This window comes from Vibrio casei (assembly GCF_002218025.2).
Classification (GTDB): Bacteria; Pseudomonadota; Gammaproteobacteria; order Enterobacterales; family Vibrionaceae; genus Vibrio; species Vibrio casei.
In genome coordinates this window covers 99,547-126,238 of the sequence record NZ_AP018682.1, presented here as the reverse complement: position 1 = coordinate 126,238, position 26,692 = coordinate 99,547, and the positions used below count along the sequence as shown (strand labels likewise).

28 protein-coding genes and 3 pseudogenes are annotated in these 26,692 nt (G+C 41.6%); 23 read left to right on the top strand and 8 right to left on the bottom strand.

Translation table 11 applies throughout. From position 1 onward, the window contains the following. Window positions 1–52: 52 nt before the first annotated feature. From tnpC (VCASEI_RS19080) to VCASEI_RS19065, 4 genes are all read left to right on the top strand, one after another. Window positions 53–1,651, top strand: coding sequence for an IS66 family transposase (gene tnpC / locus VCASEI_RS19080; protein ID WP_110957756.1), 1,599 nt, complete (start codon window positions 53–55; stop codon window positions 1,649–1,651). 438 nt (window positions 1,652–2,089) lie between these two features. Further along, on the top strand, window positions 2,090–2,422 hold the full coding sequence (locus tag VCASEI_RS19075) for a hypothetical protein (RefSeq protein WP_110957884.1): 333 nt from the start codon (window positions 2,090–2,092) through the stop codon (window positions 2,420–2,422). Between the two features lie 23 nt (window positions 2,423–2,445). Next, complete coding sequence (locus VCASEI_RS19070) at window positions 2,446–2,670, top strand: hypothetical protein (protein WP_110957883.1); 225 nt, start codon at window positions 2,446–2,448, stop codon at window positions 2,668–2,670. A gap of 48 nt (window positions 2,671–2,718) precedes the next feature. After that, window positions 2,719–2,934 carry a hypothetical protein gene (locus VCASEI_RS19065; RefSeq protein WP_110957882.1) on the top strand — a complete coding sequence of 72 codons (216 nt, stop codon included), beginning with the start codon at window positions 2,719–2,721 and terminating at the stop codon, window positions 2,932–2,934. A gap of 62 nt (window positions 2,935–2,996) precedes the next feature. Here VCASEI_RS19065 and VCASEI_RS19060 read toward each other — a convergent pair whose 3' ends face one another. Beyond that, the gene (locus VCASEI_RS19060) at window positions 2,997–3,470 is read right to left on the bottom strand and encodes a hypothetical protein (protein WP_110957881.1); all 474 of its coding nucleotides are present in this window, start codon (window positions 3,468–3,470) and stop codon (window positions 2,997–2,999) included. Between the two features lie 141 nt (window positions 3,471–3,611). Between VCASEI_RS19060 and VCASEI_RS19055 the strand changes: the two genes are divergently transcribed. The 7 genes from VCASEI_RS19055 (at window position 3,612) to tnpC (VCASEI_RS19025) (ending at window position 10,236) form a co-directional block, all read left to right on the top strand. Then, window positions 3,612–4,762, top strand: a protein-coding gene (locus VCASEI_RS19055) for an IS3 family transposase (RefSeq protein ID WP_110957751.1) whose coding sequence is annotated in 2 segments (ribosomal slippage) — window positions 3,612–3,855 and window positions 3,855–4,762 — 1,152 coding nt in all. Because the reading frame shifts where the segments join, the coding sequence is not laid out codon by codon here. After that, entirely contained in the window at window positions 4,762–6,438 is a 1,677-nt protein-coding gene (locus VCASEI_RS19050; RefSeq protein ID WP_238321427.1) for a hypothetical protein, read from the top strand. The genes VCASEI_RS19055 and VCASEI_RS19050 overlap by 1 nt, the downstream gene beginning before the upstream one ends. Before the next feature lie 277 nt (window positions 6,439–6,715). Beyond that, complete coding sequence (locus VCASEI_RS19045; protein WP_110957880.1) at window positions 6,716–7,330, top strand: hypothetical protein; 615 nt, start codon at window positions 6,716–6,718, stop codon at window positions 7,328–7,330. A gap of 47 nt (window positions 7,331–7,377) precedes the next feature. Beyond that, window positions 7,378–7,794 carry a hypothetical protein gene (locus VCASEI_RS19040; protein ID WP_110957879.1) on the top strand — a complete coding sequence of 139 codons (417 nt, stop codon included), beginning with the start codon at window positions 7,378–7,380 and terminating at the stop codon, window positions 7,792–7,794. A 179-nt stretch (window positions 7,795–7,973) separates the two neighbouring features. Beyond that, window positions 7,974–8,294: an IS66 family insertion sequence element accessory protein TnpA gene (gene tnpA / locus VCASEI_RS19035; protein ID WP_004394070.1), complete on the top strand. Its 321-nt coding sequence runs from the start codon at window positions 7,974–7,976 to the stop codon at window positions 8,292–8,294. Beyond that, window positions 8,291–8,644, top strand: coding sequence for an IS66 family insertion sequence element accessory protein TnpB (tnpB, locus tag VCASEI_RS19030; RefSeq protein WP_110957878.1), 354 nt, complete (start codon window positions 8,291–8,293; stop codon window positions 8,642–8,644). Before tnpA ends, tnpB begins: the two co-directional genes overlap by 4 nt. Before the next feature lie 59 nt (window positions 8,645–8,703). Beyond that, window positions 8,704–10,236: an IS66 family transposase gene (tnpC, locus tag VCASEI_RS19025; RefSeq protein ID WP_110957877.1), complete on the top strand. Its 1,533-nt coding sequence runs from the start codon at window positions 8,704–8,706 to the stop codon at window positions 10,234–10,236. Between the two features lie 277 nt (window positions 10,237–10,513). Here tnpC (VCASEI_RS19025) and VCASEI_RS19020 read toward each other — a convergent pair whose 3' ends face one another. Next, window positions 10,514–11,416, bottom strand: a complete 903-nt coding sequence (locus VCASEI_RS19020; RefSeq protein WP_105902543.1) for a LysR family transcriptional regulator — start codon at window positions 11,414–11,416, stop codon at window positions 10,514–10,516. Between the two features lie 190 nt (window positions 11,417–11,606). On the opposite strand from VCASEI_RS19020, the gene VCASEI_RS19015 reads away from it, so the two are divergent. From VCASEI_RS19015 to VCASEI_RS18995, 5 genes and pseudogenes are all read left to right on the top strand, one after another. Continuing rightward, a protein-coding gene (locus tag VCASEI_RS19015; protein ID WP_110957763.1) for an IS3 family transposase occupies window positions 11,607–13,150 on the top strand; the annotation gives its coding sequence in 2 pieces (ribosomal slippage) (window positions 11,607–12,072 and window positions 12,072–13,150; 1,545 coding nt in all). 114 nt (window positions 13,151–13,264) lie between these two features. After that, a complete protein-coding gene (locus VCASEI_RS19010; protein WP_110957876.1) occupies window positions 13,265–14,956 on the top strand; it encodes an L-lactate permease in 1,692 nt (563 codons plus the stop codon). 58 nt (window positions 14,957–15,014) lie between these two features. Continuing rightward, entirely contained in the window at window positions 15,015–16,154 is a 1,140-nt protein-coding gene (gene lldD, locus VCASEI_RS19005) for an FMN-dependent L-lactate dehydrogenase LldD (protein WP_110957875.1), read from the top strand. A 202-nt stretch (window positions 16,155–16,356) separates the two neighbouring features. Next, window positions 16,357–16,905, top strand: coding sequence for a hypothetical protein (locus VCASEI_RS19000; protein ID WP_110957874.1), 549 nt, complete (start codon window positions 16,357–16,359; stop codon window positions 16,903–16,905). A 245-nt stretch (window positions 16,906–17,150) separates the two neighbouring features. Continuing rightward, window positions 17,151–18,304, top strand: a pseudogene (locus tag VCASEI_RS18995) (IS3 family transposase). A gap of 30 nt (window positions 18,305–18,334) precedes the next feature. On the opposite strand, the pseudogene VCASEI_RS18990 reads toward VCASEI_RS18995, so the two are convergent. Continuing rightward, window positions 18,335–19,239 (bottom strand): annotated as a pseudogene (locus VCASEI_RS18990) (IS3 family transposase); the annotation flags it as partial. Window positions 19,240–19,413: 174 nt separating this feature from the next. Between VCASEI_RS18990 and VCASEI_RS18985 the strand changes: the two are divergent. The 5 genes from VCASEI_RS18985 (at window position 19,414) to VCASEI_RS18965 (ending at window position 20,835) form a co-directional block, all read left to right on the top strand. Further along, window positions 19,414–19,671, top strand: coding sequence for a type II toxin-antitoxin system Phd/YefM family antitoxin (locus VCASEI_RS18985; RefSeq protein ID WP_027695182.1), 258 nt, complete (start codon window positions 19,414–19,416; stop codon window positions 19,669–19,671). Further along, on the top strand, window positions 19,658–19,954 hold the full coding sequence (locus VCASEI_RS18980; protein WP_027695183.1) for a type II toxin-antitoxin system RelE family toxin: 297 nt from the start codon (window positions 19,658–19,660) through the stop codon (window positions 19,952–19,954). The genes VCASEI_RS18985 and VCASEI_RS18980 overlap by 14 nt, the downstream gene beginning before the upstream one ends. A 21-nt stretch (window positions 19,955–19,975) precedes the next feature. Next, window positions 19,976–20,242 carry a BrnT family toxin gene (locus VCASEI_RS18975; protein ID WP_110957873.1) on the top strand — a complete coding sequence of 89 codons (267 nt, stop codon included), beginning with the start codon at window positions 19,976–19,978 and terminating at the stop codon, window positions 20,240–20,242. Further along, window positions 20,235–20,444, top strand: coding sequence for a CopG family antitoxin (locus VCASEI_RS18970; protein WP_110957872.1), 210 nt, complete (start codon window positions 20,235–20,237; stop codon window positions 20,442–20,444). The genes VCASEI_RS18975 and VCASEI_RS18970 overlap by 8 nt, the downstream gene beginning before the upstream one ends. A 151-nt stretch (window positions 20,445–20,595) precedes the next feature. Then, window positions 20,596–20,835: a hypothetical protein gene (locus VCASEI_RS18965; RefSeq protein WP_110957871.1), complete on the top strand. Its 240-nt coding sequence runs from the start codon at window positions 20,596–20,598 to the stop codon at window positions 20,833–20,835. A gap of 93 nt (window positions 20,836–20,928) precedes the next feature. Here VCASEI_RS18965 and VCASEI_RS18960 read toward each other — a convergent pair whose 3' ends face one another. Beyond that, window positions 20,929–21,990 carry a tyrosine-type recombinase/integrase gene (locus VCASEI_RS18960; RefSeq protein ID WP_110957870.1) on the bottom strand — a complete coding sequence of 354 codons (1,062 nt, stop codon included), beginning with the start codon at window positions 21,988–21,990 and terminating at the stop codon, window positions 20,929–20,931. A gap of 306 nt (window positions 21,991–22,296) precedes the next feature. Further along, a protein-coding gene (locus VCASEI_RS18955) for an IS3 family transposase (RefSeq protein WP_110957751.1) occupies window positions 22,297–23,447 on the bottom strand; the annotation gives its coding sequence in 2 pieces (ribosomal slippage) (window positions 22,297–23,204 and window positions 23,204–23,447; 1,152 coding nt in all). A 114-nt stretch (window positions 23,448–23,561) separates the two neighbouring features. Here VCASEI_RS18955 and VCASEI_RS19525 point away from each other — a divergent pair. Then, window positions 23,562–23,738, top strand: a complete 177-nt coding sequence (locus VCASEI_RS19525) for a hypothetical protein (RefSeq protein ID WP_162621116.1) — start codon at window positions 23,562–23,564, stop codon at window positions 23,736–23,738. A gap of 68 nt (window positions 23,739–23,806) precedes the next feature. Here VCASEI_RS19525 and VCASEI_RS19915 read toward each other — a convergent pair. The 3 genes and pseudogenes from VCASEI_RS19915 to VCASEI_RS18945 form a co-directional block, all read right to left on the bottom strand. Further along, window positions 23,807–24,177: pseudogene (locus tag VCASEI_RS19915) on the bottom strand (hypothetical protein); the annotation flags it as partial. Window positions 24,178–24,377: 200 nt separating this feature from the next. Then, complete coding sequence (locus tag VCASEI_RS18950; RefSeq protein WP_110957869.1) at window positions 24,378–25,076, bottom strand: LrgB family protein; 699 nt, start codon at window positions 25,074–25,076, stop codon at window positions 24,378–24,380. Continuing rightward, a complete protein-coding gene (locus VCASEI_RS18945) occupies window positions 25,077–25,496 on the bottom strand; it encodes a CidA/LrgA family protein (protein WP_110957868.1) in 420 nt (139 codons plus the stop codon). A gap of 136 nt (window positions 25,497–25,632) precedes the next feature. Between VCASEI_RS18945 and VCASEI_RS18940 the strand changes: the two genes are divergently transcribed. Then, the gene (locus tag VCASEI_RS18940) at window positions 25,633–26,538 is read left to right on the top strand and encodes a LysR family transcriptional regulator (RefSeq protein ID WP_110957867.1); all 906 of its coding nucleotides are present in this window, start codon (window positions 25,633–25,635) and stop codon (window positions 26,536–26,538) included. Window positions 26,539–26,692: the final 154 nt, after the last annotated feature.

Below are 26,692 nucleotides of genomic sequence, written 5' to 3'. Positions count from 1 at the left end.
TGCTGGAATAATTGAGCGCATCAGCACTGCAAGCCAGCCGACAGGAACTTAAATGGCGCAAGACTTTACCGATATTGACAGCGAAGAGCTGGACGGGCTTATCCAGCGAGTGCACGAGGCAAAGGAGCACGACTTAGCACTGAGTGCGGAAGATTGCCACATCTTGTTGAAGGCATTAAAGACGCTGGCTGCCTTGCAAGAGCGTCTGTCTGATAACGATATCACCCTGCATAAATTGCGTAAGTTGGTTGGCATGGTCAAGTCATCAGAAACGATGGACACTCTACTCGGCCAGAAAAATAAGAAAAACAAAAACCGCGGTCAAAAACGTCCTAAGCCTAAAAATACCCAACCCAGCACACCACCAGTGAAACCGAAAGTCACTCAGCATAAACTGGACGATCTAAAGAAAGGCGATAGTTGCCCCGAGTGTCAAAAAGGCAAGTTATATAAATACGAGCCCGCTACGCTGTTGCGGATCACTGGGCAAAGTCCGTTCGTCCCAGAGCAACACGTTATGGAGCGGCTACGTTGCAATGCCTGTGGTCAGTACTTCACTGCCAAGTTACCTAATGACGTGATAAATGATGGAGAGCCAAGCCAGAAGTATGGTTACAGTGCCCGCAGCCTGATGGCTCTTCACAAGTTTTTTGCAGGTGCACCCTACTATCGTCAGGAGAGTACGCAAGCGCTGATGGGGATTAAACTGACCGCCTCAACCATCTTTGACCAAGTCGAGTTAGTCGCCAATAGCTTGCAACCCATTTATAACTTGTTAAGAGTGTTTGCCGCAAACGCAGAGCACTATTATTTAGATGACACGACCAACCGAATTTTAGACAAAGTCCCGATAGAAAAGCCGCAGAGAAATGGAACAAAAACCCGAGAGCGCAGTGGTGTTTACAGCTCCGGTTTAGTCGCGGGCTTAAAAGAGGGTCGTACTGTCGTGTTGTATCAGACCAATATCGGTCATGCCGGCGAGTTCATCGACGAGATTTTACATGACCGTGGCCGGACACTCGCGCCCCCGATATTGATGAGTGATGCCTTATCCAGCAACCGCCCATCGCTTGATTACGTGGTCGAACACAGTCTGTGCAACAGTCACGGACGACGGCAGTTTGCCGAAGTCCTTAATCAGTTTCCAGATGAAGTGGAGCAAGTACTACAGTGGTATGGTGAAATCTGGCGACACGATGATGAAGCCAGGGAGCTAGGACTTAACGCGGGGCAACGGTTAGCTTGGCATAAAAAGCTATCACTTCCGGTAATGGAGCAGATCCGAAACTGGGGTCAGGCCGAGCTGAACAGGGGAAGTACAGAAGAAAACAGCGGGCTTGGTAAAGCAATTAATTATTTTACTAAGCATTATGAGGGGCTGACCGCCTTCTGCCGTCTCGAGGGAGCACAGCTGGATAATAACCGAGCGGAGCAAGCACTCAAGCTAGTTGCTCGCAACCGAAAAAATGCCCTGTTCCATAAAACACAGGCTGGTGCGAGCATTGCGGATGTGATCATGGCGATGATAGCGACATCAGCCGAAGCGGGTATAAATGTGCTGGATTACTTTAATACGATACAGCGAATGGAAAGTGAAGTTAAGGCTAATCCACAACAGTTCTTGCCCTGGAATTATCAGTCCAATATCTAATCAAAACAGGCTCTGGCTTTCGGCCAGAGCCGCTTCTTAATACCTATGTACACTATCTTCTCGTAAGCTCACGGTGTTTCCAAATCCATCTACCAATTTTAAGCCACCTGAGTATGGTTTCGCCATGAACTATCCAAAATAGATGAGCCGCTACCACTATACGTATTGCATTGTATTTTAAGTCATATTTTTCCTTTTTAAATTTCATTTTTTCATTTTGATTATTGTGCCTTGCGGCATTTTTACGGTTTTTTAGTGTGATTCCGATACATTCAAAATCACTAACCGTTATCTAAATTTAACGATTATGGCTGACTGAAAATAGGGCTTAGAGGCTGATCGCAACACTTTATGTGTCATTATGCCGAGTATTGAATTTGCCGATTTAAAAGAGGGGGTAAATTAGAGTTAACAGCAACCGGATAGTAAGGAAACGCTATGAGCGACCAAGTACAAATGACATCAAACTTACGATTGACTGACGAGAATATTCAAGAGTTAAAAAGTCAAATCATTGAAAATTGCACAACGGAAAAAGGGGTAGGTATTCTATTAAAACTCACTGAAACAGATGCGAGTGAGTGCCTGATTCATGGTCTGATTAAGCCAGATGATATAGAAAAGAGCATTGAGAAAGCGTTGAGTGGTGATGTGCTTCATGACAATTTCATTTTGATAGGCTTTAGTCCATTCATCGACAAAGACCATATTTATATCAAAGATGTACTGAATCAATATGGCACTACATCTTCGTCGAATTCCGTGCATTAATCACCAACGAAAGGGCATCTTCAATGAAAACTTTAGAACTCAACTGCTATGGCATCACCATTCAAAATGCAGACGATATTACTCAAGCGAGCATCAGCTCAAGCGAAATGTACCGTGAACAACATGCATGTAATGAGCAGTTCAACGGTGCGGTTTACATGCTATTAGAGACAGTTTTAAACCATCATAAAGCCGGACTCGAAATTCAGTCTCCTGCTTATTTGGAGGGGGTGGAATCAACCTACTAAACGATCACTGATACGCACTGTAAAACGGACATCCTAGATGGCGAAATAGTGCTAACCCGTACTCGCACTGTCGAGTGTACCGGTATTGAAACGGTAGAATATAAAGTGAGTGAATCCGATTGGATTGAAGCGCTCTCCAACGCAGATAGCGAAGAAGAAGCGCTTGAGAATTTATTATGTAGTGGTGTAGTAACTAGATTGATTGATGAAACTGAAAGCACTGAGGTTCATGAGTCGTTTTCAGTGGAAATTGAGGTTGGATAACACTGCCTACCTACTTTCGTAACTTACAAAACCTGGGCCACTAATTTCAATGGAATAGTGGCTCAAGAAAGACCATGTTCAATTTCAAGAAATGTAGGAATTTCAAATCTCTTATATCGATTTCGTTTTTTCCCATTCCTCTCGACCTCGTATGAAAGTACTACCATGCCTAATTTATAGTGTTCATCATACATGGCATAAAAATCATACTTTTCTCTAAATTTAATACCAGCATGGTGATTAATTTTCTCCATTTTCTTGGCTTTGAAGTGTCTATATAGTGACAAAGGGGCGAGAATTATTAATAACAACACTAGAAATCCTTTTAGCTCACTACTATCGCTTTGGTTAATAGCACTTACGGCAAATAATGCCGTCGCTATGGTTATGCCAAGTAATTTGCCATTAAACGAGTGATACTTGGATAGTTCTTTAGTAGCTTTAAACGAATCTTGAGCCTCCCAACGAATCTTATCCAACTCTTCTTCGCTAAAAGGTATGTCAAAATAATCATTTAGATGTTTCCTTTCTTGCATTAATAGCTCCCTGAATTTACAAACCAATGTGGATCTAAGTCTCCCAAGTAAAAATCGACAAATTTGTTTGCTTTTGTAGTGATCCGCACCAGCAGTTTTGGACACCGAGTTAAGTGAGTACAATCACTAACGAGGTGAACCATGACAAGCAAGAAAAAACGTATTATCCATTCCCCTGAATTTAAAGCAGAAGCCCTGAAGCTAGCAGAGAAAGTGGGAGTAGCTGCGGCAGCGAGACAACTGTCGTTACACGAATCCCAGATCTATGGTTGGCGTAAGTCAGCTAAGAGCGACACCAGCACCAGTCAGCGGGAAAAAGATCTAGCCGCTGAAGTTGCCAAACTCAAACGACAATTGGCTGAGCAAGCTGAAGAGCTAGATATAGTAAAAAAGGCCGCCACCTACTTCGCGAAAAACCTAAAGTAGATTGCTACGAATTTATGCTCGAACACCTGCTGTGCTTCAGAGTTGCCCGCATGGCTAAGGTGTTCGGTGTTTCACGAAGTGGGTTTTATTACTGGATTAAGCATCGCCACAAGGCCATCCAGCGCGAGGTAACTCGGCAAGAGCTTGATACGAAGGTCAAAGAGGCTTTTGATAATAGCAAAGGTCGTGATGGCTCAAGGCGCATCCAGAAAGAGCTGGCTGAGAACGGTGATAGCCGTAATGTTAAAACCATTGCCGCCAGTATGAAGCGGCAGGATTTAACGCCGAAAGCGGCACGTAAGTTTAAGTGTACGACGGACAGCAAACATAAAATGCCAGTTGCTCCGAACCTGCTGGCTCAGGATTTTAAGGCAGAGGCTCCGAATCAAAAGTGGGCGGGAGACATCACCTATGTTGCGACAAGCGAAGGCTGGCTGTATTTGGCGGTAATCATTGACCTTTATTCCAGGCAAGTAGTCGGTTGGTCTATGGATACCAGAATGACGGCAACTCTGGTTTGCGATGCGTTATCAATGGCCTTGTTCCGTCGAGGGTTCCCTGAGCAGGTTATCGTTCATAGTGACCGAGGTAGTCAGTACTGCTCAAAAGATTATCGAGACATCATAACTGCTTATAATCTAAAGCAAAGTATGAGTAGGAAAGGAAACTGCTGGGATAATGCTTGTGTTGAGAGCTTCTTCCATTCATTGAAAGTTGAAGCGATCCAGTATGAGCCGATCATGACGCGAGACGAGATGCGCCAAACGATCTTTGAATACATAGAGGTTGATTATAATCGGACAAGAAGGCACAGTGCTCTTGGGTATCTAAGCCCAGTTAACTTTGAAAATCAAAATGTCGCTTAATGAAGTGTCCAGTCTGGCTGGAGCAGATCATTAGTGCATCAGAAGAGCAACCATCAGTTCAACCTGTAAAATCCAAAAAAGGCTCAAATTTTTCGCCTGATATTGTAGCGGAAGCATTGTCCAGACGTCCTATAGTTCTGATAGGGGATGTAGGAGTAGGAAAAACATCATTCGTAAAGAATTTAAGGCATAACAGCGCACACGAAGAGTTTAGTAAGGCTATTTATATCTACATTGACTTAGGTGCAAATGCTTCCCTCAACACAGAAATAAACTCATTTATTTTGGATCAGATTGAGCATCAGTTACTAAGACAATATGAAGTTGACACCTACGATAACAGTTTTATTCACGGGGTGTATGATAGTGAAATTCGAAGGTTTGCCAAAGGCTTATGGGGAAGTTACAAAGATTCAAACCCAGAAAAATACCAAGAAAAGCTTATAGAAGAACTGGCAAACCTTGTAGAAAACAAAAGTAACCATATGAAGCGCTCGGTAGAACATATTGCGAAGGGGCGAAAAAAACAAGTCATAATTTGTATTGATAATGCTGACCAACGAGACTTCGACATTCAACAGGAAGCTTTTATTATTTCCCAAGAGCTAGCCAAAGAGTGGAAAGCTACTGTATTTCTGTCTGTTCGACCACAAACGTTTTATAAGTCTAAACGTTCAGGAGCGTTAACAGCTTACCCACATAAAATCTTTACCATATCTCCGCCACGTGTAGACCAAGTTGTGGAAAAAAGGCTAAGGTTCGCAGCTAAATTAGCTAGAGGAGAGCATGCGATCGATTTACCTTCTGTTCGATCTGAGAATTTAGCCTTATTTTTGGAAGCATTAGTTCGATCACTACAAAATAACAGAGAGCTAAACGAGTTTTTAACGAATATTACTGGTGGCAATATTCGCGCGGTAATAGAGTTCGTCACTGGCTTCATCGGCTCTCCGAACATAGAGGCACAAAAGATAACTGATATAATGGAGAAGGAAGGGGACTATCGAATTCCTGTACATGAGTTTTCTAAACAGGCCCTTTTAGGTGACTACTCTCACTACAGTCCAGATACATCAATTTCAATGAACGTGCTCGATATATGTAATGCAGACCCAAATGAACACTTCTTAGTCCCTGTTATTATTTCGTATCTTGATACGAAAGGTGGGCATTTGGACAAGGATGGATTTTGTAGGACCGAAACTTTAATAGAGGAATGTCAAAACGCTGGCTTTACGACAAATCAGGTAGAATCCGCACTGAGGAGAGCCACGAACAAAAAGCTGATAGAAACCTCGCTAAGAGTTACGTTTGAAGAAGATGAAGATAGTAATCTTATCGGAGATATGCCAGATAGTTTTAGGGTAACTACTATCGGTGCGTATCATATTAAGAGGTGGCTCGGTGAATTTGCATATCTTGATGCGATGCTTTTTGATACCCCAATAATGGACGAACTTTCCAGAAATGAACTAATAGTAGACTTATCATGCTTAAAAATTGCGAGCAGATATGCAAGAACAGCCATCTTTAGAGAGTATTTGAGAAGTTGCTGGCGAGCTTATAGTAGCGCTCCCTCATACTTCGACCTTGAGGAGGCATTTTCAATGGGAGATGACAGTTTCCAAAGGGTTCATAAAGCAATCAAGAAATACGAAATGGATGAGAATAAGTAATTTGTAGTATTTTAGCACTTGAACCGAAGACATAAGTTGGAGATGTTTTCCAACTTGTTTTTGTATATCTTCGAGTCAGCCAGATCTGGGCTGACTCACCTCTGCCCCATTTTGTTTTTTAATCGATTGCTGACTCAATGGATAGAAATACAAATTGACTTACATTTAGTAATTCAATTTGTAGGCAAGTATAGTAAAAACAGATACTTAATTCGATTGCTAAGTTCACTATGTCACTACACTACAAGACGCAAGTGCTGTATCACTGAGGTAAATAATGAGTATTGGTAGGTTTGATTTTTCTTGTATAGGCTGGGATGGCCGACTAGATAGTGTCCTAGAAATATTCGCTGAAAATGTATGTTACGAAATAGCTCCCAACAACTATCGTAAGCCGAGAACTCAGATTGAGCTTGAAAGTACCCTTGAATCATCCTTAGTTTTAGATAATTGGCAAGATATTAGACAGCGCAATATTTATACTCCAGTGTTTAACAGCTATCAGAGAGAATACAAAAAATTTGATTTTCATCGGTACTCTGAGTTGAAAAAGGAAATTCGGGAAAAAGGGGTTTTATTGCCAAAAGGTCAACTTTTGTTTCGTGGGGTGTGTTCTGATAATCAAAATGATGCATGGACACACCCTGTTTCAACCACGTTATCACCATATATCGCGGTCTACCATGCGTTAAAAAATGGGTATGGAAAACATAGCAAAGTCTACGTTATCGAAACTCCATTAAAGCATGATTTTAAAGCGATATATGGACCATTCGGCAAAGACCATAAATTTGGGCATGAGTTTGAATTGCTTGTGTATTTTAATCGACGACCAACTACTATCGAGACAAAAGTTGCAGGTGGGCTTGAGATTCACTTGCTTCGTTGGTGATAAATATAAAAACAGAAACTTGTCGTATTGGTAAAAAGGAGAATGGTTTGATAGCCGAGTTAGTGAAAGTATTTAGAGAAGCACTTATTTTGGAACTCACCGAGGCGGACTTTATTGAAACCGAGCTTAGTGATTTTCCTTATGGTTCATGTGAAGCAACAAGTCAGATGCTAGCGCTTTATCTTGAATCAGAAGGTATAAAAGATGTTGTGTATACACGCAACCAATTTGAAAGCTCAATTCACTATTGGGTTGTCGTAAATGACTTGATTATTGATTTAACAGCACATCAGTTTTCTGAAGTTGATGAAGATTTTATCGTTGCATCAGAATCTCCATTTCACAGCAAGTTTGAATTACTTGAGACGTATTCACCACGTCGGGATTCTCTAAATCGCATGGGAAGTTTATACGGATATACGCGTTGTTATGACAGCATATTAAGTCGAGTAAAAAATATTTAAAAACTTCAATAGAGAATAGCAATGCGTTTCTTTTTTCTTTCAGCCATAACAAGACATCATTATATAAAGGATTATTATGAATGAGAATTCAGTAAGCGCATCATAAACCCCGCATTCTAATCGTCTAGCCCGAATAATAAGATCAAACCTCCAACCCAAAGCAGCAAAGGAGATTTGAAATGGCCAAACGACGCACTAACCAAGAATGGCGAACCCTGTTCGAACGCTATGAATCCAGCCAACTATCACAACGATTATTCTGTGAACGTAACGGCCTCAGCCTTTCCACTTTTTATGCTAAGCGCCAACAGTTAAAGCACATCGAAAAACCGAACACGGTTGGCTTTGTTAAAGCAGAAGTCGTTGAAAAGACCACAAAGTATCAAGCCACTCACCTTGCCGTTGCCAATATGACCCTGCTCGTCAATGATGTTGAACTGAGCATCCCACAAGGCACGCCAGCGACCTATCTTGCAGAACTTATCGGTGCGCTGTCATGAAACGTATGCTCAGTGCTCCCGAAATCTATCTCTATCGCGAAAGCGTCGATTTTAGAAAGTCCATCAACGGCCTCGCTGCGATTATCGAAAATGACATCGACTTGCCCTTGGGCAGCGGTGCACTATTCCTGTTCACCAACAAACAGCGCGATAAAGTCAAAGTGTTGTACTGGGATAAAACAGGCTTTGCTCTTTGGTACAAGCGCCTTGAAAAAGCCAAATATAAATGGCCTTCCAAAGAGAAAAATGACGTGTTTACCCTGACTCATTTCGAGCTTGATAGGCTGCTTTCAGGCTTCACGATTATCGGCCATAAACCCGTTAAAATAGAAGATTTTACAATGACTTAATCGATAATATAGTCTTATCCACCAAGCGTTAACGGCATGATTTTAGTATAATAAATGCCATGAAAAAGATGCCAAATATCAACCCAGAAAGCCAAGATGTTGCCGAGCTACAAGCGATGGTGAAAGCGCTGTTGGCGTCAGAAATCCAATTGAAACAAGAGCGCCAATCGCTGCTTGAACCGCTCAAACTTGCCTTCGACCGTCAGTTCGCTAAACGCTCGGAGGCGTTAAAGCCTTACAATGAATCCCAAGGTGACCTCTTCAACGAAGCGGAGTGTGAAGCTGCTAAAGAAGAAGAGGTTGACGTTGTCACAACGACCATCACAACGAAGAAACGCGGTAAACGCAGACCACTGCCAAAGAGCTTGCCTCGTGAGGTTATCGAACTCGATTTAGACGACGATGAAAAGCAGTGCGCTTGCTGCCAACATAGTCTGCATAAAATCGGTGAAGACCGCAGTGAAAAGCTTGAGTTCACGCCAGCGGTACTCAAAGTGTTGGAATATGTTCGTCCTAAATATGCTTGCCGCCAATGCGAGCAAACTCAGGACAACAGCCGCATTGTTCAAAAGCCAGCGCCGCAAAGCATTATCCCGAAGAGCTTCGCCACAGAAAGCTTGTTGGCCAATATCATCCTCGGCAAATACCAATACGCGATGCCACTTTATCGACAAGAGTCGTTGTTTACCCAGTCGGGTATCGAACTCTCACGAACCACGATGGCAAGGTGGATTATCCAAGTCAGTGAGAAGTTCGCCCCGCTTTACGCGGCCTTGAAAGCGCACCTACTTGAGCAAGTGGTGATTCAGGCGGATGAAACGCCGCTCAATGTCCTCAAAGAAGATAAACAGTGTTACATGTGGCTCTACTGCTCGGGCGCAGACTCGCCAGATGCCGCACTCCCCAATGTGAAAAATATCGTCTTGTACGACTATCAAAACAGTCGCGCGAGGGCGTGCCCCGTTGCCTTCTTGGGCGACTATGATGGGTATCTGCAAACCGATGGCTATGGTGTTTATGATGGGCTTCATCTCGTCACCAATGTCGGTTGCTTCGCGCATGCTCGGCGCAAGTTCATGGAGGCGAAAAAGCTTCAAGGCAAAGGCAAGTCAGGTAAAGCGGATAAAGCGTTGGCCAAAATCCAGAAGCTTTATGGAATAGAATCACGCTTAAAAGGTGCCAGTGCCGAAAAACGGAAAGCAGAGCGCCAAGAGCATGCTAAGCCGATACTGGATGAGCTTTATGAATGGATGACAACTCAGAAAGTGCTTGAGTCTAGCCCGCTGGGTAAAGCAATAAAATACACGCTCGGTCAGTGGCCGAAGCTCACCCGCTATATCGATGACGGTCACTTATCGATAGACAACAACCGAGCTGAACGCGCAATAAAACCGCTGGTTATTGGGAGAAAGAACTGGCTCTTCTCGACCAATCCCAATGGAGCTGAAGCGAGCGCGATGCTTTACAGTATCGTCGAGACAGCGAAAGCCAACGGCCTTATCGTTTACGACTACATGGTCAAGTGCATGCAGGAGTTAGCGAAAGCGGAACCTGATATCGATGCACTCCTGCCTTGGAACTTCAAACACTAACAATATCGCCCCGTGGGTTCATGGCGCGGATACAAAGAATTGAATCAAGAGAGCTGGCAAGGCAAGCTAAGTTGATGGTTTGTGAGCCCTAATTATTTTTTTAGGGTGTTATTTAGGGTGTTAAATAGTTTTTTGTTTTTTAACATCTGAATTTATTCGGTTTTTTATAAATGGGCGGCATGATGTAATCCACCTTTAGGCTTAAACATCAGCACTTATCTGACCCTATAAACGCTTAAAATTGAAGGCTCACTGCTTAGGTAGTGAGCCTTTTTTGTTATTCAAAATAATGAGATATTGCAAGGTAACGATTACGAATATGCTCTATTAATAATCGAACTTTATGAGGCGGTTGCCGAGTAAAAGGATATACAGCATAAACACCAAGCTTTTTACCAACTTGTTCCGGGAAGATATCGATTAATTCTCCATTACGTAAATCGTGATAAACCAAGCACTTGGGTACATAAGCAATCCCATGGCCACCAAGTGATGCTTTTCTTAATGCCATTGCGTTGTCAGTCGTGAAGGTTCCCGATACTTTTACAATATAGTTGCCATCATTTCCTTTAAATTCCCAATCGGTCGCCCCTGTTGTTTGATAACTATATTGAAGGCAATTATGGTTAACAAGGTCTTGTGGTGTGAGAGGTTTTGTATTTCTAATGATGTAAGAGGGTGATGCGCATACAATCCATTGGGAATCAAGAATATGTCTAGCGATAAGACTTGAGTCTTCTAAGTATCCAGTACGAATAACTAAGTCGAAACCCTCATCTATTAAATTGACGAAACGATTATCCAGAGACATGTCGACAGTTAAACCAGAATATTTATTACAAAATTCAGCAACAGCGTCGGCTAATAGTAGATCTCCAGAGATAGCCGGAACCGACATTCGAATGTGACCACTGATGTTTTCACCGAACCCTGCCACAGCATCTTCTGCTTCTTGCGCGGCATACCTCACACTTTTTGCTTTTGTTAGCAAGACTTTACCAGCTTCACTCAGCGTGAGTTTTCGAGTTGTTCTGTATAGCAATTGAACTCCCAAATCATCCTCTAATCGGGCAATTCTTTTGCTAACTGCTGAATTTGTAAGATTATTTTTCTCAGCGACTTTATTGAAGTTCCCTAACTCAACAACTTGAGAGAATAAAATTAAGTCATCTACTCGCATTATATTATGTCGTTTTTGGAAATAATGAATTTCATTATCTATCTATGTACATTAAAAATAAAGACATATATTAACCAGATAAAAACAAAATCATAACAATCACTTCAATTCAATAATGTGGCTCACCCTCTCTGTCAGACTAGTTGTCGCGCTTAATATTCAACCATTAAACAGAGGGCGTGGAGTAACAATGAAACATTATTCAGCGCAAAGCAAAGAGTCGGCTCTTCAGAAGATGATGCCTCCAAATAATATAGCAATAGCCCAATTATCAATCGAGATGGGGATTGGTGAATCAACCTTGTATAATTGGCGAAAACAAGCAATTGATAAGGGGCATTTAGTGCCAGGTGATGGAAAGAATGCTGAGCAGTGGTCATCAGCAAATAAATTCTCAGTCGTGTTGGAAACAGCCTCTTTAAATCAAGCTGAGTTAGCGGAATATTGCCGAGGCAAAGGTCTTTATGTGGAACAAGTATCGGCTTGGCGAAATGCGTGTATAGATGCAAACGCTAACGTTAAAGAGCAAGAAAAAGCCTTCTCCACCGAAACAAAGAAAGATAAAAAACAGATCAATCAATTAGAAAAGGAGCTACGTCGAAAAGATAAGGCACTCGCTGAAACCGCAGCACTATTGGTGTTAAGAAAAAAAGCAAATGCGATCTGGGGGGAAGCCGAGGACGAATGATCCTCGACTCAGCTCGCATTCAAGCAGTTAAACTAGTTAATGAAGCTGTGAGTTCTGGTGCGCCAAAGTTTAAAGCTTGCCGTGAACTTGGGATCAGTGTCCGGACGTATCAACGTTGGACTGTTGACGGGAACATAAAAACAGATGGTAGACCAATATCTCAGCGCCCTGAGCCAAAAAATAAGCTATCAAAAGCAGAGAGAGATAACATATTAGCCATCGTTAATAGCGATGATTTTAAGAGCTTACCACCAAGCCAAATCGTCCCTACATTAGCAGATGAGGGTATTTATCTTGCTTCTGAATCAACATATTATCGTGTTCTTCATGAAGAAAAACAGCAAAACGCTCGCGGACGTAGTCAGATAAAAGAGAGAAAAGTACCGACGACACACTGTGCTACAGGGCCAAACCAAGTGTGGTGTTGGGATATTACTTGGTTACCAGGCCCCGCTAAAGGGCTGCATTTTTATTTATATTTGATACTCGATATATTTAGTCGAAAGATTGTTGGATGGGAAATTCATGATGACGAATCAGCAGAAAATGCATCAATATTAATTAAGAAAGCTCATTTAAAAGAAGGAGTTAAAGATAATCCTCTGGTACTGCATTCGGATAATGGAAGCCCAATGAAAGGCTCATCAATGCTTGAAACACTTTATAGTTTAGGTGTCGTGTCGTCTTTTAATCGTCCTAGGGTGAGCAATGATAATGCTTATGCTGAGTCGATATTTAAAACGTGTAAATATCGCCCTGACTATCCGTATAAAGGGTTTTCAACAATTGATGAGGCGCGTAGTTGGGTGTTGAAATTTAGCCACTGGTATAATTTTAACCACAAACATAGTGGCATCAAATACGTCAGCCCACATCAAAGGCATTCAGGATTAGCGGGTGACATATTGGCTAATAGAAAAGAAGTTTATCAAGGTGCTAAAGATGCTCACCCTGAGCGCTGGAGCGGTAATATCCGTAATTGGGATTTACCAAAAGAAGTGTACTTAAACCCTGAACAAAATAGTGTCAAGGCTGAGAGTGCATAACGTAGTGATCGCGACAACTAGTTTGACAAACACCGCTCAAGCATTTAATCTGTTTCACATATTGCAGGTTAAATCCTAATAAGGATGCAGGGCTTAAGGACAAGGATGGATTCCATGAGTGTAACTCAATTAGCATTGGCTGCCTTTTCACCTATCGTAGTGGCAGCCATTTTACTTGTTGGACTAAATTGGCCAGCTAAAAAAGCGATGCCTGTTTCATTTATATTAACGGTGATGATTGCGCTGACTTTTTGGGATATGACAACCAATCGAGTTATTGCTTCAATACTACAAGGTTTAGGTATTACCGTTACGGTGCTATGGATCGTTTTTGGTGCCATTTTGTTACTAAATACACTGAAGTATACAGGGGCGATCACGGTTATTCGTAATGGATTTACCAATATTTCCCCAGACCGGCGTGTACAGGCGATTATCATTGCGTGGTGTTTCGGTTCATTTATAGAAGGTGCCTCTGGATTTGGTACTCCTGCTGCGATTGTTGCTCCATTATTAGTTGCTATTGGTTTTCCTGCTTTAGCTGCTGTTCTTATTGGCATGATGATTCAGTCAACACCGGTATCATTTGGTGCGGTTGGAACCCCTATTTTGGTGGGTATTAATAAGGGACTTGATACTCATAAAATTGATGGTGTTCTAATCTCCCAAGGTTCTAATTGGGGGGAATATTTACAACACATCACTTCTACGGTCGCCATTATTCATGCTTGTGTTGGTGTCTTAATGCCAATATTAATGGCTATTATGTTAACTCGCTACTTTGGAAAAAATCGTAGTTGGAAGGAAGGATTGGATATTCTCCCATTTTCACTACTAGCAGGGGTAGCATTTACCATTCCCTATGCATTTACCGGGATATTTTTAGGGCCAGAATTCCCATCATTAGCCGGTGGTTTGTTTGGCTTGTTGATTGTAGTGACTGCAGCCAAAAAAGGCTTTTTAGTACCTGAAAAATCTTGGGATTTTTGCCCAGAAAAAGAATGGCCTGCAGAGTGGTTAGGTTCATTAAAAATGGAACTAGACGATATTAAAGGCAAACCTATGAGCTTGGCTATAGCCTGGCTTCCATATGTATTGCTAGGTATCGTTTTAGTGCTAAGCCGTGTTAATGCAGATTTTAAAGGTTGGTTGCTAAGCGTTAGCTTGAGTTTTAATAATATTCTTGGTGAGCAAGGAATTAGCGCTTCGATAGAACCTCTTTATTTACCTGGCGGGGTACTTGTATTCGCAGCTCTAGTAGCCGTATTGATTCAAGCGCGGAATGCGAAGCCTTTAGCTCAGGCTTTTGGGGAGTCAACGAAGACTTTGATTGGAGCCGGATTTGTCCTTATTTTTACTATCCCGATGGTGAGGATTTTTATTAACTCCGGCGTCAATATGTCCGGCTTGGACAGTATGCCTGTGATGACTGCCAATTTTGCTGCAAGTTTAGTTGGCGACTTTTTTCCTGCAATTAGCCCGACAATTGGCGCATTGGGGGCTTTTATTGCGGGCTCAAATACCATTTCAAATATGATGTTTAGTCAGTTTCAATTTGAAGTGGCACATGCATTAAATATTTCTAGTATTTTGGTTATTGCTCTACAAGCTGTAGGGGCGGCGGCTGGAAATATGGTCGCTATACATAATGTTGTCGCAGCTTCAGCTACGGTTGGGTTATTAGGTCGTGAAGGGGCAACGCTACGTAAAACGATCATTCCAACACTTTATTACCTTGTTGCTACAGGATTGATTGGTCTTCTTCTTGCCTATGGCTTTGGTATGACCGATGTATTAATGGGTTAAGACGATTAGGACTGAACTCAGTAAATAAAATGTATTATCTAATATTAGGAATATATCCATGATTATTTCATCTTCGACTGACTACCGTGCTGCGGCTAAATCAAAGCTACCACCATTTTTATTTCACTATATTGATGGTGGTTCATACTCAGAACATACTTTAAGGCGTAATAGTGATGATTTATCTGATATTGCTTTGCGCCAACGTGTTTTGAATAACATGTCTGAGTTGGATTTGAAAACACAACTGTTTGGTGAAGCTTTAAATATGCCAATCGCACTTGCTCCCGTCGGACTCACTGGAATGTATGCACGGCGTGGTGAAGTTCAAGCTGCAAAAGCAGCAAGTAATAAAGGTATCCCTTTTACTTTATCGACAGTTTCCGTTTGTCCTATTGAAGAGGTGGCACCGGCGATTAAACGGCCGATGTGGTTTCAACTTTATGTTTTAAAAGATCGTGACTTTATGAGAAATGTATTGGAGCGAGCTAAAGCAGCAGGAGTCACTACTCTTGTTTTTACGGTAGATATGCCAGTCCCAGGGGCGCGCTACCGAGATATGCATTCTGGTATGAGCGGGCCGAATGCCGCAATTCGCAGAGTGATGCAATCTGTCACTCATCCTAAGTGGGCATGGGATGTAGGTTTGAATGGGAAGCCTCATGATTTGGGCAATATTTCAGCTTACCGAGGTACACCAACCAAATTGGAAGATTATATTGGTTGGTTGGGTGCTAACTTTGATCCTTCCATTTCATGGAAAGATCTAGAATGGATCCGAGATTTTTGGGAAGGTCCTATGATTATTAAAGGGATTTTAGATACGGAAGATGCGAAAGATGCGGTTCGCTTTGGTGCCGATGGAATAGTGGTGTCTAATCATGGTGGAAGGCAATTGGATGGTGTGCTCTCGACAGCGAGAGCTTTGCCTGATATTGCTGATGCTGTAAAGGGGGATATAAAAATTTTAGTCGATTCCGGAATACGTTCGGGTTTAGATGTAGTGAGAATGTTAGCTCTAGGTGCGGATTGTACTCTTTTAGGTCGCTCATTTGTTTACGCGTTGGCAGCTCAAGGCCAATTAGGTGTTGAAAATTTATTAGATTTATATGAAAAAGAAATGAAAGTAGCGATGACGCTAACCGGAGCAAAAAGTATTAACGATTTATCTTCAACTTCTCTGGTTTCAAAGTTATAAATTTGAAAAGGCCAATTCAATTGGCCTTTTCTTTGTCTCATATTTCAATAACTTTGCTCAAAGAAAGGCAATATAAATCACATAAATAAAATATCGTACTTTAAAAATCAAAATACTGTTTTATTACTATTTGTGTGCAAAAAACAAACAGGCGCATGAATCAATACATGAAGTAATAATAACAATATGGAGATGAGAACGTATGAAACGGTTACCTTTAGCTATGGCTATCATGGCTTCACTCACGGCCACTTCAGCAATGGCTTTTAGCAGCATTCCTCAGCCGGTGGAACACAAAAAATCGGTAGGTTCAATGGGGGCAAATGGTTGGGCGAGTGCCGAGGAAAGTGTGACTGGTGGCGCTGGTGCCACGGCCGACCGTATCTACACAGTCACGAATCGTAAGCAGTTGATTGAGGCTTTATACGGTAGCCAAGATGCCAACATCAATGCTGATCCTAGCAATGAGAAAAAAGTCATTTATATCAAAGGCAAAATTGATTTATCCGCCAATCAAAAAGGCAATAAATCGATGACGGCGGAAGATTTCATGGCTCAATGTGAGCAGTATGGCTACAACGATTACGACACTTTTTACCAAGCCTACCGCAACGAATTTAACCCTCACACTTGGAATAAACAAAGCCTTGCTTCTAATGGTCGTCCGCCGGCGGTATCTGGGCCACTAGAAGACGCGCGTGATTGTTATCAAAAAGCACAAGCGGCGTATACAGAATTCAGATATTTTTAGTGAGTTGCTATTCTTACGAAATGCGCTAGAAAGTACTCCTAAAAGTTTGTTCCCAAGTGGTACAGCTTTTAGAGCATGCTTAACTAAATTCCCTACAGGCTGTTGTGGAGATACGGCTCTATTAGCGGCTATGCATCTATTTATTAAATTTGGCATTGAGTGCAAATATGTTTCAGCTCGCGGTGATCCGCACCAGCAGTTTTGGACACCGAGTTAAGTGAGTACAATCACTAACGAGGTGAACAATGACAACCAAGAATACAAGAATCAAACACACTCCTGAATTTAAAGCTGAAACCCTTAAATTAGCTGAAAAGATTGGTGTGGCTGCCACTGCAAAACAGTTATCGCTGCATGAATCTCAAATCTATGCATGGCGAAAGGCTTCGAAGAAAGATACCAACACCAGTAATCGAGAAAAAGAACTGGCTGCTGAAAACGCTAAGCTCAAAAGAAAGGTTACTTGCTGAGCAAGCAGAGGAGCTAGAAATCGTAAAAAAGGCCGCCACCTATTTCGCGAAGCATCTAAAATAGATTACTATGAATTTATGCTCGAACACTTATTAAACTTCCGTATAACCAGTATGGTTAAAGTGTTCGATGTTTCACGAAGTGGGTTTTATTACTGGATTAAGCACCGCCACAAGACAACGAATCGTGAGACATTTCGTCAACAGCTTGATTGTAAGGTCAAGAAAGCTTTTGATAGCAGCAAGGCACGAGACGGCTCCAGACGAATTCAAAAGGAACTGGCTGATAACGGTGATGAGCACGACGTAAAAACCATTGCAGCCAGTATGAAGCGGCAGAATTTAACGCCGAAAGCTGCCCGAAAATTCAAATGCACGACAGACAGTAAGCATGAAATGCCTGTAGCCCCGAATCTGCTTGCTCAGAACTTTGATGCTTCAGCCCCAAATCAGAAGTGGGCTGGTGATATCACCTATCTAGCGACGAGTGAAGGCTGGCTGTATTTGGCGGTAATTATCGACCTTTACTCAAGACAAGTGATTGGCTGGTCTATGGATACTCGCATGACTGCAAAACTAGTCAGTGATGCTCTATCAATGGCGTTGTTCCGACGGGGCTTCCCAGAACAAGTTATCATCCATAGTGACCGTGGTAGCCAGTACTGCTCTAAAGATTATAGAGATCAGATAGCCGCTTATAATCTAAAGCAAAGTATGAGTAGGAAAGGAAATTGTTGGGACAATGCTTGTGTCGAGAGCTTCTTCCATTCAATGAAAGTTGAAGCCATTCAATATGGCCAATCATGACAAGAAGCGAGATGCGTCAAACGATCTTTGAGTACATAGAGGTTGATTATAATCGGACAAGAAGGCACAGTGCTCTTGGGTATTTAAGCCCAGTCAACTTTGAACAGCAATATGTCGCTTAGCAAGGTGTCCAGTCTTGCTGGTGCAGATCAGTCTCGATAATCTTTTGAGCAGTACTGACTACCTCGGTCACTATGAACGATAACCTGCTCAGGGAACCCTCGACGGAACAAGGCCATTGATAACGCATCGCAAACCAGAGTTGCCGTCATTCTGGTATCCATAGACCAACCGACTACTTGCCTGGAATAAAGGTCAATGATTACCGCCAAATACAGCCAGCCTTCGCTTGTCGCAACATAGGTGATGTCTCCCGCCCACTTTTGATTCGGAGCCTCTGCCTTAAAATCCTGAGCCAGCAGGTTCGGAGCAACTGGCATTTTATGTTTGCTGTCCGTCGTACACTTAAACTTACGTGCCGCTTTCGGCGTTAAATCCTGCCGCTTCATACTGGCGGCAATGGTTTTAACATTACGGCTATCACCGTTCTCAGCCAGCTCTTTCTGGATGCGCCTTGAGCCATCACGACCTTTGCTATTATCAAAAGCCTCTTTGACCTTCGTATCAAGCTCTTGGCGAGTTACCTCGCGCTGGATGGCCTTGTGGCGATGCTTAATCCAGTAATAAAACCCACTTCGTGAAACACCGAACACCTTAGCCATGCGGGCAACTCTGAAGCAAAGCAGGTGTTCGAGCATAAATTCGTAGCAATCTACTTTAGGTTTTTCGCGAAGTAGGTGGCGGCCTTTTTTACTATATCTAGCTCTTCAGCTTGCTCAGCCAATTGTCGTTTGAGTTTGGCAACTTCAGCGGCTAGATCTTTTTCCCGCTGACTGGTGCTGGTGTCGCTCTTAGCTGACTTACGCCAACCATAGATCTGGGATTCGTGTAACGACAGTTGTCTCGCTGCCGCAGCTACTCCCACTTTCTCTGCTAGCTTCAGGGCTTCTGCTTTAAATTCAGGGGAATGGATAATACGTTTTTTCTTGCTTGTCATGGTTCACCTCGTTAGTGATTGTACTCACTTAACTCGGTGTCCAAAACTGCTGGTGCGGATCAGTTTCCATCTCACACCTCTATCTTGTCATTCTGATTTTTCACAAAACATGACAAGCCCTTTTAAAAGATTTATAATCACCTTATTAAATGCACTTTAAGAGAGGTTTACATTATGAACTTAACAAACAACATTTTGACGGATGTGAGTGCTGGACTTACTCAGCTCAAAAATAATCCAATGGGCGTATTAGAAGAAGGCCATGGTGCGCCTGTTGCTATTTTAAATCGCAACAAACCTGCATTTTACGCTGTCCCAGCCGCTTTATATGAAAAAATGGTTGATGAGCTTGAAAATATTGAGCTAATGAAAATGGCTCAAGAAGCTTATGAAACGGGTGAGTTTGTTGAGGTAGACCTTGACAGTTTATAAGTTGAAATTTGAACGAAAAGCCCAAAAACTTTTCTCTAAATTAGGAGAGCCGGTTAAATCTCAGTTCAAAGAAAAACTCAAAAAGATTCAAGTTAATCCGCACATAGAGGCAAACAAATTACATGGTGGATTATCGGGATGTTACAAAATCAAACTCAAGCAATCTGGTTATCGACTGGTTTATAAAGTTGTTGATGATGAATTAATCGTGCTTATCTTAGCCGTCGGAAAACGAGAAAAAAAAGAAGCCTATTTAATGGCTCAAAGACTGTTAAATAAATAAGAAGAACAAAAACTAAAATGAATAATTCACCTTACCCGTAAGAGAAAGCATGGTGTTACTTTTGATGAAGCTGGAACGGTTTTTGAAGATGAATACTCTCGTTTGATTCCAAATCCTGATAGTTCTCTTGGAGAGGAACGTTTCATTATTATTGGTGTTAGTCAGCAAAGTAATACGCTTGTTGTTTGCCATTGTTACCGACATGAAGATAACAATGTACGTTTAATCTCAGCAAGAAAGGCGACTAAGCGAGAACGTAAACAATACGAGGAGTTTCGTTATGCGTGAACAATATGATTTTTCTAATTCAGTACCTAATCCGTATGTGAAAAAAAACAAAAAGCAGATCACTATTTGTCTTGATGAGGACGTAGTGAGTTACTTTAAAAGCTTATCGGAAGAGAATGGTGTGCCTTATCAAAACTTGATTAATTTGTACTTAAAGGACTGTACCATTAAGCATAAAGAGCTGAAAATGAATTGGAAATAATAAGAAGGTCGCCATAGGCGGCCTTTTTTATATATTAATTTTTAAGCAACGAAAACAAAGGCAATAACCATTTATTGTTGATATTTTTATCATTACCCCCAATGTATAAAATGTATGCAATTTTGCTACGTACATAAAAAGAGAATAATAAATGCCTAATTACATAATCAATAAAAATCCTCAACGAAATGGTGATCATGAGGTTCACAACACTACAGCGGGTTGCTCTTATATGCCAAATACAGAGAACCAAGTTGGACTTGGTTATCACGAAAATTGCCAAGGTGCTGTTGCTGAAGCAAAGCGTAAGTGGCCAAATAATAGGATAAATGGATTACCGTTGCTGTATCATCACCGCTGCGCTTATATAGTTTCTTACGTTGAAATATGACAGTAATATATCTATTTTTCTGATATCGTGTGCAACAGTTTTCCTCGGTATCAGTAATCACTAAACTTATTATTCAAGCTGAATATTGACAAACTATCTACGTTTTCTAGCCATGGCACTATCTGCTGCAAGGATTCCTTTCCCATAATGTAAAACCATACGTTCCGTCGACCATCTACCAGATTGTTGTACTTGAAGAGTTGTATACCCATCTCGTAATAAGTCTTGAGCTGCACCAACTCTTGCACTATGGCCGGTGAATTTACGAAGTCCCATATCTTCTAAGCCTAAAATTACAGCCGTTTTTGCAAAAATACGTTCAATGGTTTTGGGGGTGACAGCTTTAGGGGAAAGTTGTTGTTTTATATTACCACTCTTTGTAAATCCTTGAATTAAAAAAGAATCATCTTGTTTATCTAAATCATTAATTGCTAAATATTTACGTATAAAGCCAGTCACCTGCTTTGATACATAGACCACTTCATCCGAACCTAGTTGGTTTGTTTTTGTATATGGAATAGTTATTAAAGCCGAACCATCTTGACTCCAGTTTATATGTTTAAATTTGATACGCACGATTTCAGATTCACGTAGAAGCGACTCATATGCAAGACCGAGAACCATTAAATCTCGTTTTTGCATAGGTGATGAACTCGTACCCCACAGGTCAATAACTTGGTTTAAATGAAACTCGTTAAATGCAGTCGCTTGATTTGGACTTTCACCCGAGTACTTTTTATTTCTGATTATTTGTTTTAATTGCCCTTCAACATAAATGTCTTTTGTTGGGTCAGGACAACCAGAAATTTTATGAGTCTTAGATATCGCCCAAAGATTAACTTTTAAAGTGTTACCACGTAACGATTTATTTGTGGATTTTAAGTAATCTTCTACAGTATCTGGTGAAGATGGCAGAGATTGACGTCCATTTTCATTGCACCATGTAACAAACATAGCCCAGGCTGACTTTAAGCGCCTTAATGTAGAGTCAGAATACTGACCTTGCCTAGAGTAGAATTGATTTTGGAAATGTAAAATCAGCTGTTGAACTTTCTCGTGATCGATAGCTTTAGAAGAATTAGAGCTTAGGTACTGGACTAGTTGCTGAGGTCTAATAGAGTCAAGATCGCTCGGTAGTGTCATGAGGTCTTTCATAGTCTTCCCTAAGATATAAAGTCTGAGAACTGTAATTCTAAGACATTATCATATGTTTACAAGTAAAAAGTTTTTACTTTAATTAATTCCTATTAACATATGAACGTCGAATTGTTTATATTTAACTAGTAAATTTAAATGGTTTTCAAGGAATAGAATATAACATTGAGATAAATGGCTCTCACCTTTACTATTTTTGTTGACCACTACAAAGCCCACTTTAGCCTAGATAGAGAACAAGCCTCCCCCCTATAAGATTGGTTTAGTTGAGCACTATGATCTGCTCCAGCCAGACTGGACACTTCATTAAGCGACATTTTGATTTTCAAAGTTAACTGGGCTTAGATACCCAAGAGCACTGTGCCTTCTTGTCCGATTATAATCAACCTCTATGTATTCAAAGATCGTTTGGCGCATCTCGTCTCGCGTCATGATCGGCTCATACTGGATCGCTTCAACTTTCAATGAATGGAAGAAGCTCTCAACACAAGCATTATCCCAGCAGTTTCCTTTCCTACTCATACTTTGCTTTAGATTATAAGCAGTTATGATGTCTCGATAATCTTTTGAGCAGTACTGACTACCTCGGTCACTATGAACGATAACCTGCTCAGGGAACCCTCGACGGAACAAGGCCATTGATAACGCATCGCAAACCAGAGTTGCCGTCATTCTGGTATCCATAGACCAACCGACTACTTGCCTGGAATAAAGGTCAATGATTACCGCCAAATACAGCCAGCCTTCGCTTGTCGCAACATAGGTGATGTCTCCCGCCCACTTTTGATTCGGAGCCTCTGCCTTAAAATCCTGAGCCAGCAGGTTCGGAGCAACTGGCATTTTATGTTTGCTGTCCGTCGTACACTTAAACTTACGTGCCGCTTTCGGCGTTAAATCCTGCCGCTTCATACTGGCGGCAATGGTTTTAACATTACGGCTATCACCGTTCTCAGCCAGCTCTTTCTGGATGCGCCTTGAGCCATCACGACCTTTGCTATTATCAAAAGCCTCTTTGACCTTCGTATCAAGCTCTTGCCGAGTTACCTCGCGCTGGATGGCCTTGTGGCGATGCTTAATCCAGTAATAAAACCCACTTCGTGAAACACCGAACACCTTAGCCATGCGGGCAACTCTGAAGCAAAGCAGGTGTTCGAGCATAAATTCGTAGCAATCTACTTTAGGTTTTTCGCGAAGTAGGTGGCGGCCTTTTTTACTATATCTAGCTCTTCAGCTTGCTCAGCCAATTGTCGTTTGAGTTTGGCAACTTCAGCGGCTAGATCTTTTTCCCGCTGACTGGTGCTGGTGTCGCTCTTAGCTGACTTACGCCAACCATAGATCTGGGATTCGTGTAACGACAGTTGTCTCGCTGCCGCAGCTACTCCCACTTTCTCTGCTAGCTTCAGGGCTTCTGCTTTAAATTCAGGGGAATGGATAATACGTTTTTTCTTGCTTGTCATGGTTCACCTCGTTAGTGATTGTACTCACTTAACTCGGTGTCCAAAACTGCTGGTGCGGATCACTATACCGCCTACCGTAAAAGTCTCCTGCCAATTAGTTGTGGGGATACAGGTATGCCGACTTCTTTAGGTAATACGCTTTATATCGATAAGCCTGAGCGTATTAACGACTTTCAACTTAAGATCTCTACCATCGATGGGGTGTATTCTGCACGTACACCATTAAAGTTTGAGGGGGCTATTTCCTGTTGTTATCCCATTAATTTACAAAGTAAATATCAGATACATTAAAAAATATGCCCCGCACGAAATCCAAGCTTACCTATACAAAGCCATAAGAAATGAACAAACTAGAAAGTCTACTCATTTAATTTTTCCAATCTCTTGGGGAAAACCTTCCAACAAGCAATGTAATTAATTTCAGGCATACCTAGCTGTATAAGCTTGTTCAGCGCTTTAATCATAGCGCAAGTTACTAAGCTCAAAATTGTAATTTCTCACCTAATAATTACCACTGGATATATAGCTGTTTCTGATAACGAGCGTTTATACTAGCCTTATTCCCATAAAACAGTTTCTTCTACTGGTGGGTAAGCGGGCGGACGCTTGAAGCATATAGCATCATGGCAACGCCTTATACCCTAAACTTCATCTCCAGATATTTCGATGATTTTTCTGCTCGTCTGATTAAGAGGTTGGGAGCGACTGAAGAAGGCGTTGTATTTGATAGCTCAGTCTACATAAATGATGGCAATACTACTAACTGGTTTCTCGACTGACGGCTGTATTGATGCGAGTAATGTTTAGTGGATTCAAATAGCGTACTCACACTGTTGAGAGGGTTGACCGATAAAATAGCTCAATCAAGAAACAAAATGTTGTCACAACTTTTAAGTTCTGAATTTGTAGGTTCAATAGTGCTAACCAAACCTACCAAAAAATATGGCCAACTAATGGGGCAACCAATACTGTCACCATTCCTGCTATCATCATTGCTATGCTAGCAATGACTCCCTCAGTGTTACCAAACTGAAATGCTTTCGCAGTGCCAGCTCCATGGGCTGATGCTCCCAAACTCACTCCTTTACCCAGTCGAGAGCGAATAGACAATACCGTCAATATAGACTCTCCCACTACCATACCTATGACTCCAGTAATTACCACGAATAATGCGGTTAAGTCGATTTGCCCTCCAATTAATTTGGATGCTTCAACAGCAAAAGGGGTTGTTATTGAACGCATAGCTAAACTTCGTTGAAGCATTTCAGATAAATCAAATAACCGAGCTAGCATCACTGTACTTGTGACAGCCACGATGACTGAGGTGGATACGCCAACCACCATAGATAACCAGTGTCGTCGGATCAGATCACGGTTATCATACACCGGTATAGAAAATGCCACCGTTGCCGGGCCTAGCATCCACATCAGCCAATGAGAATCTTCCATGTATGAGTTGTAAGGAATTTTGAACGCTACCACCATAATGATTAATAAAACCGGAGCGAGAAATAATGGCATCAACAAAATATTTTGCTTGCGTCGGTAAAAATACTTGCTGAAATAATAAAATATCAGTGTCATAACCAAACAAAAAAGACCGACTCCGTATTGCCCCCATACCTCCATTTAAGACTCCATATCTTTTGCTAAAAGGATCTGATTACAACTTCGTTTGCGGCGCGCAAGCTTTAGCTCAAATCGATAAACTCGGTCAATGACTAACGCCGTAGCTGCGATAACAATAATGGTACTACTCAGCAACACCGCAAAAATTTTCAGCCCCTGATGTACCACTAAAGATTGGTAATTCACAACGGCCACCACAGCAGGTACAAAAAAAAGTAACATTTCCGCCAGCAGCCAAGTTGCCCCATCGCGTAACCAATTAACATTGACAACTCGAGCCAACAAAAGCAGCAAAAGCAATAACATCCCCGTTACATTAGCAGGTATGGGTAAATGAAACTGTCTGACTAAATAATCTCCTGCCAGCCATATCAGTGACAAAATAACTATCTGTAAAACAGTAAAAAAGCACCTTACCATGACCCACCTCGCATCATATCTTTGAACGTCATCACATTATAGAGACAACAATTACCTTCATAAAATGAATTATAATTATTAAAACTATGCCAATATGGCATGATAGAGTTGTAGTTAGTAGTTTTGAGGTTCCCAAATGGATATAAAAGCTTTACGTTACTTTGTAACATTGATTCAACATCAAAGCTTCACGCGTGCTTCAGAAGCTCTATTTGTTACTCAACCAACCATCAGTAAGATGATTAGAAACTTAGAACAATCGTTAAACCAGCCACTTATTCAGCGGGATGGAAGAAGGTTTTGGTTAACCGATGCAGGGGAAATCGTTTACGCAAGAGCATTACAAGTAATTGATACGATGGAACAGCTTAATGCGGAGCTGGATGACTTGAATCATCTAGAGAGGGGTCATCTTCGCTTGGGGATCCCACCTATGGTTGGACATCTCTATGCGGGAATAATACGTCGCTATAAACAACTGTACCCTAAAGTAGAATTAACCATCTTAGAGTATGGGGGAAGAAAGATAGAGCAAGCTTTAATAAATGGCGAAATGGATGTTGCGATCACTATGTTACCGACGCATACCGATCATGCAATTACATTTCTACCTTTGGATAGGTACCAAATACAGGCTATTGTACCAAATAATGGTAAGTGGCAGAACAACAACTTGGTTTCTTGGCATGATATAAGAGATGAACCCTTCTATATGTATACTAAAGACTTCACTCTCAGCGAATATATCCTTCAGCGTTGCCACCAAGCTGGATATACACCTCAGATTTCAGCACGAAGTAGCCAATGGGACTTTTTAGTTGCACTAGTCAAAAATGGCAGTGGCATTACCTTTCTTCCACAGCCACTATGCCATCGAATCCTCGACACGGAAGTTTTAGTAAAAACCATTTCAACCTCAATGGACTGGCGGCTAGGCCTCATTTGGCATTCAGAGCGGTATATCCCAAAAACAGCGACAGCTTGGATCGAGCTATGTAAACAAGAAAAAGCGATCCAAACAAATAAAACGCCTATCCTTTAAACTAAAGAAATGAACACGATATACCCAAATGACTTCAAGATGCAGATTTCAGAACGTTGTCACTGATACTAGTTCAAGGAAATAATGCAGCGGAATAGTAAGCTCTTTTCAAGTTATTTGACGCAGAAATTGTGTCAGTGACGCGCTCCCGAAG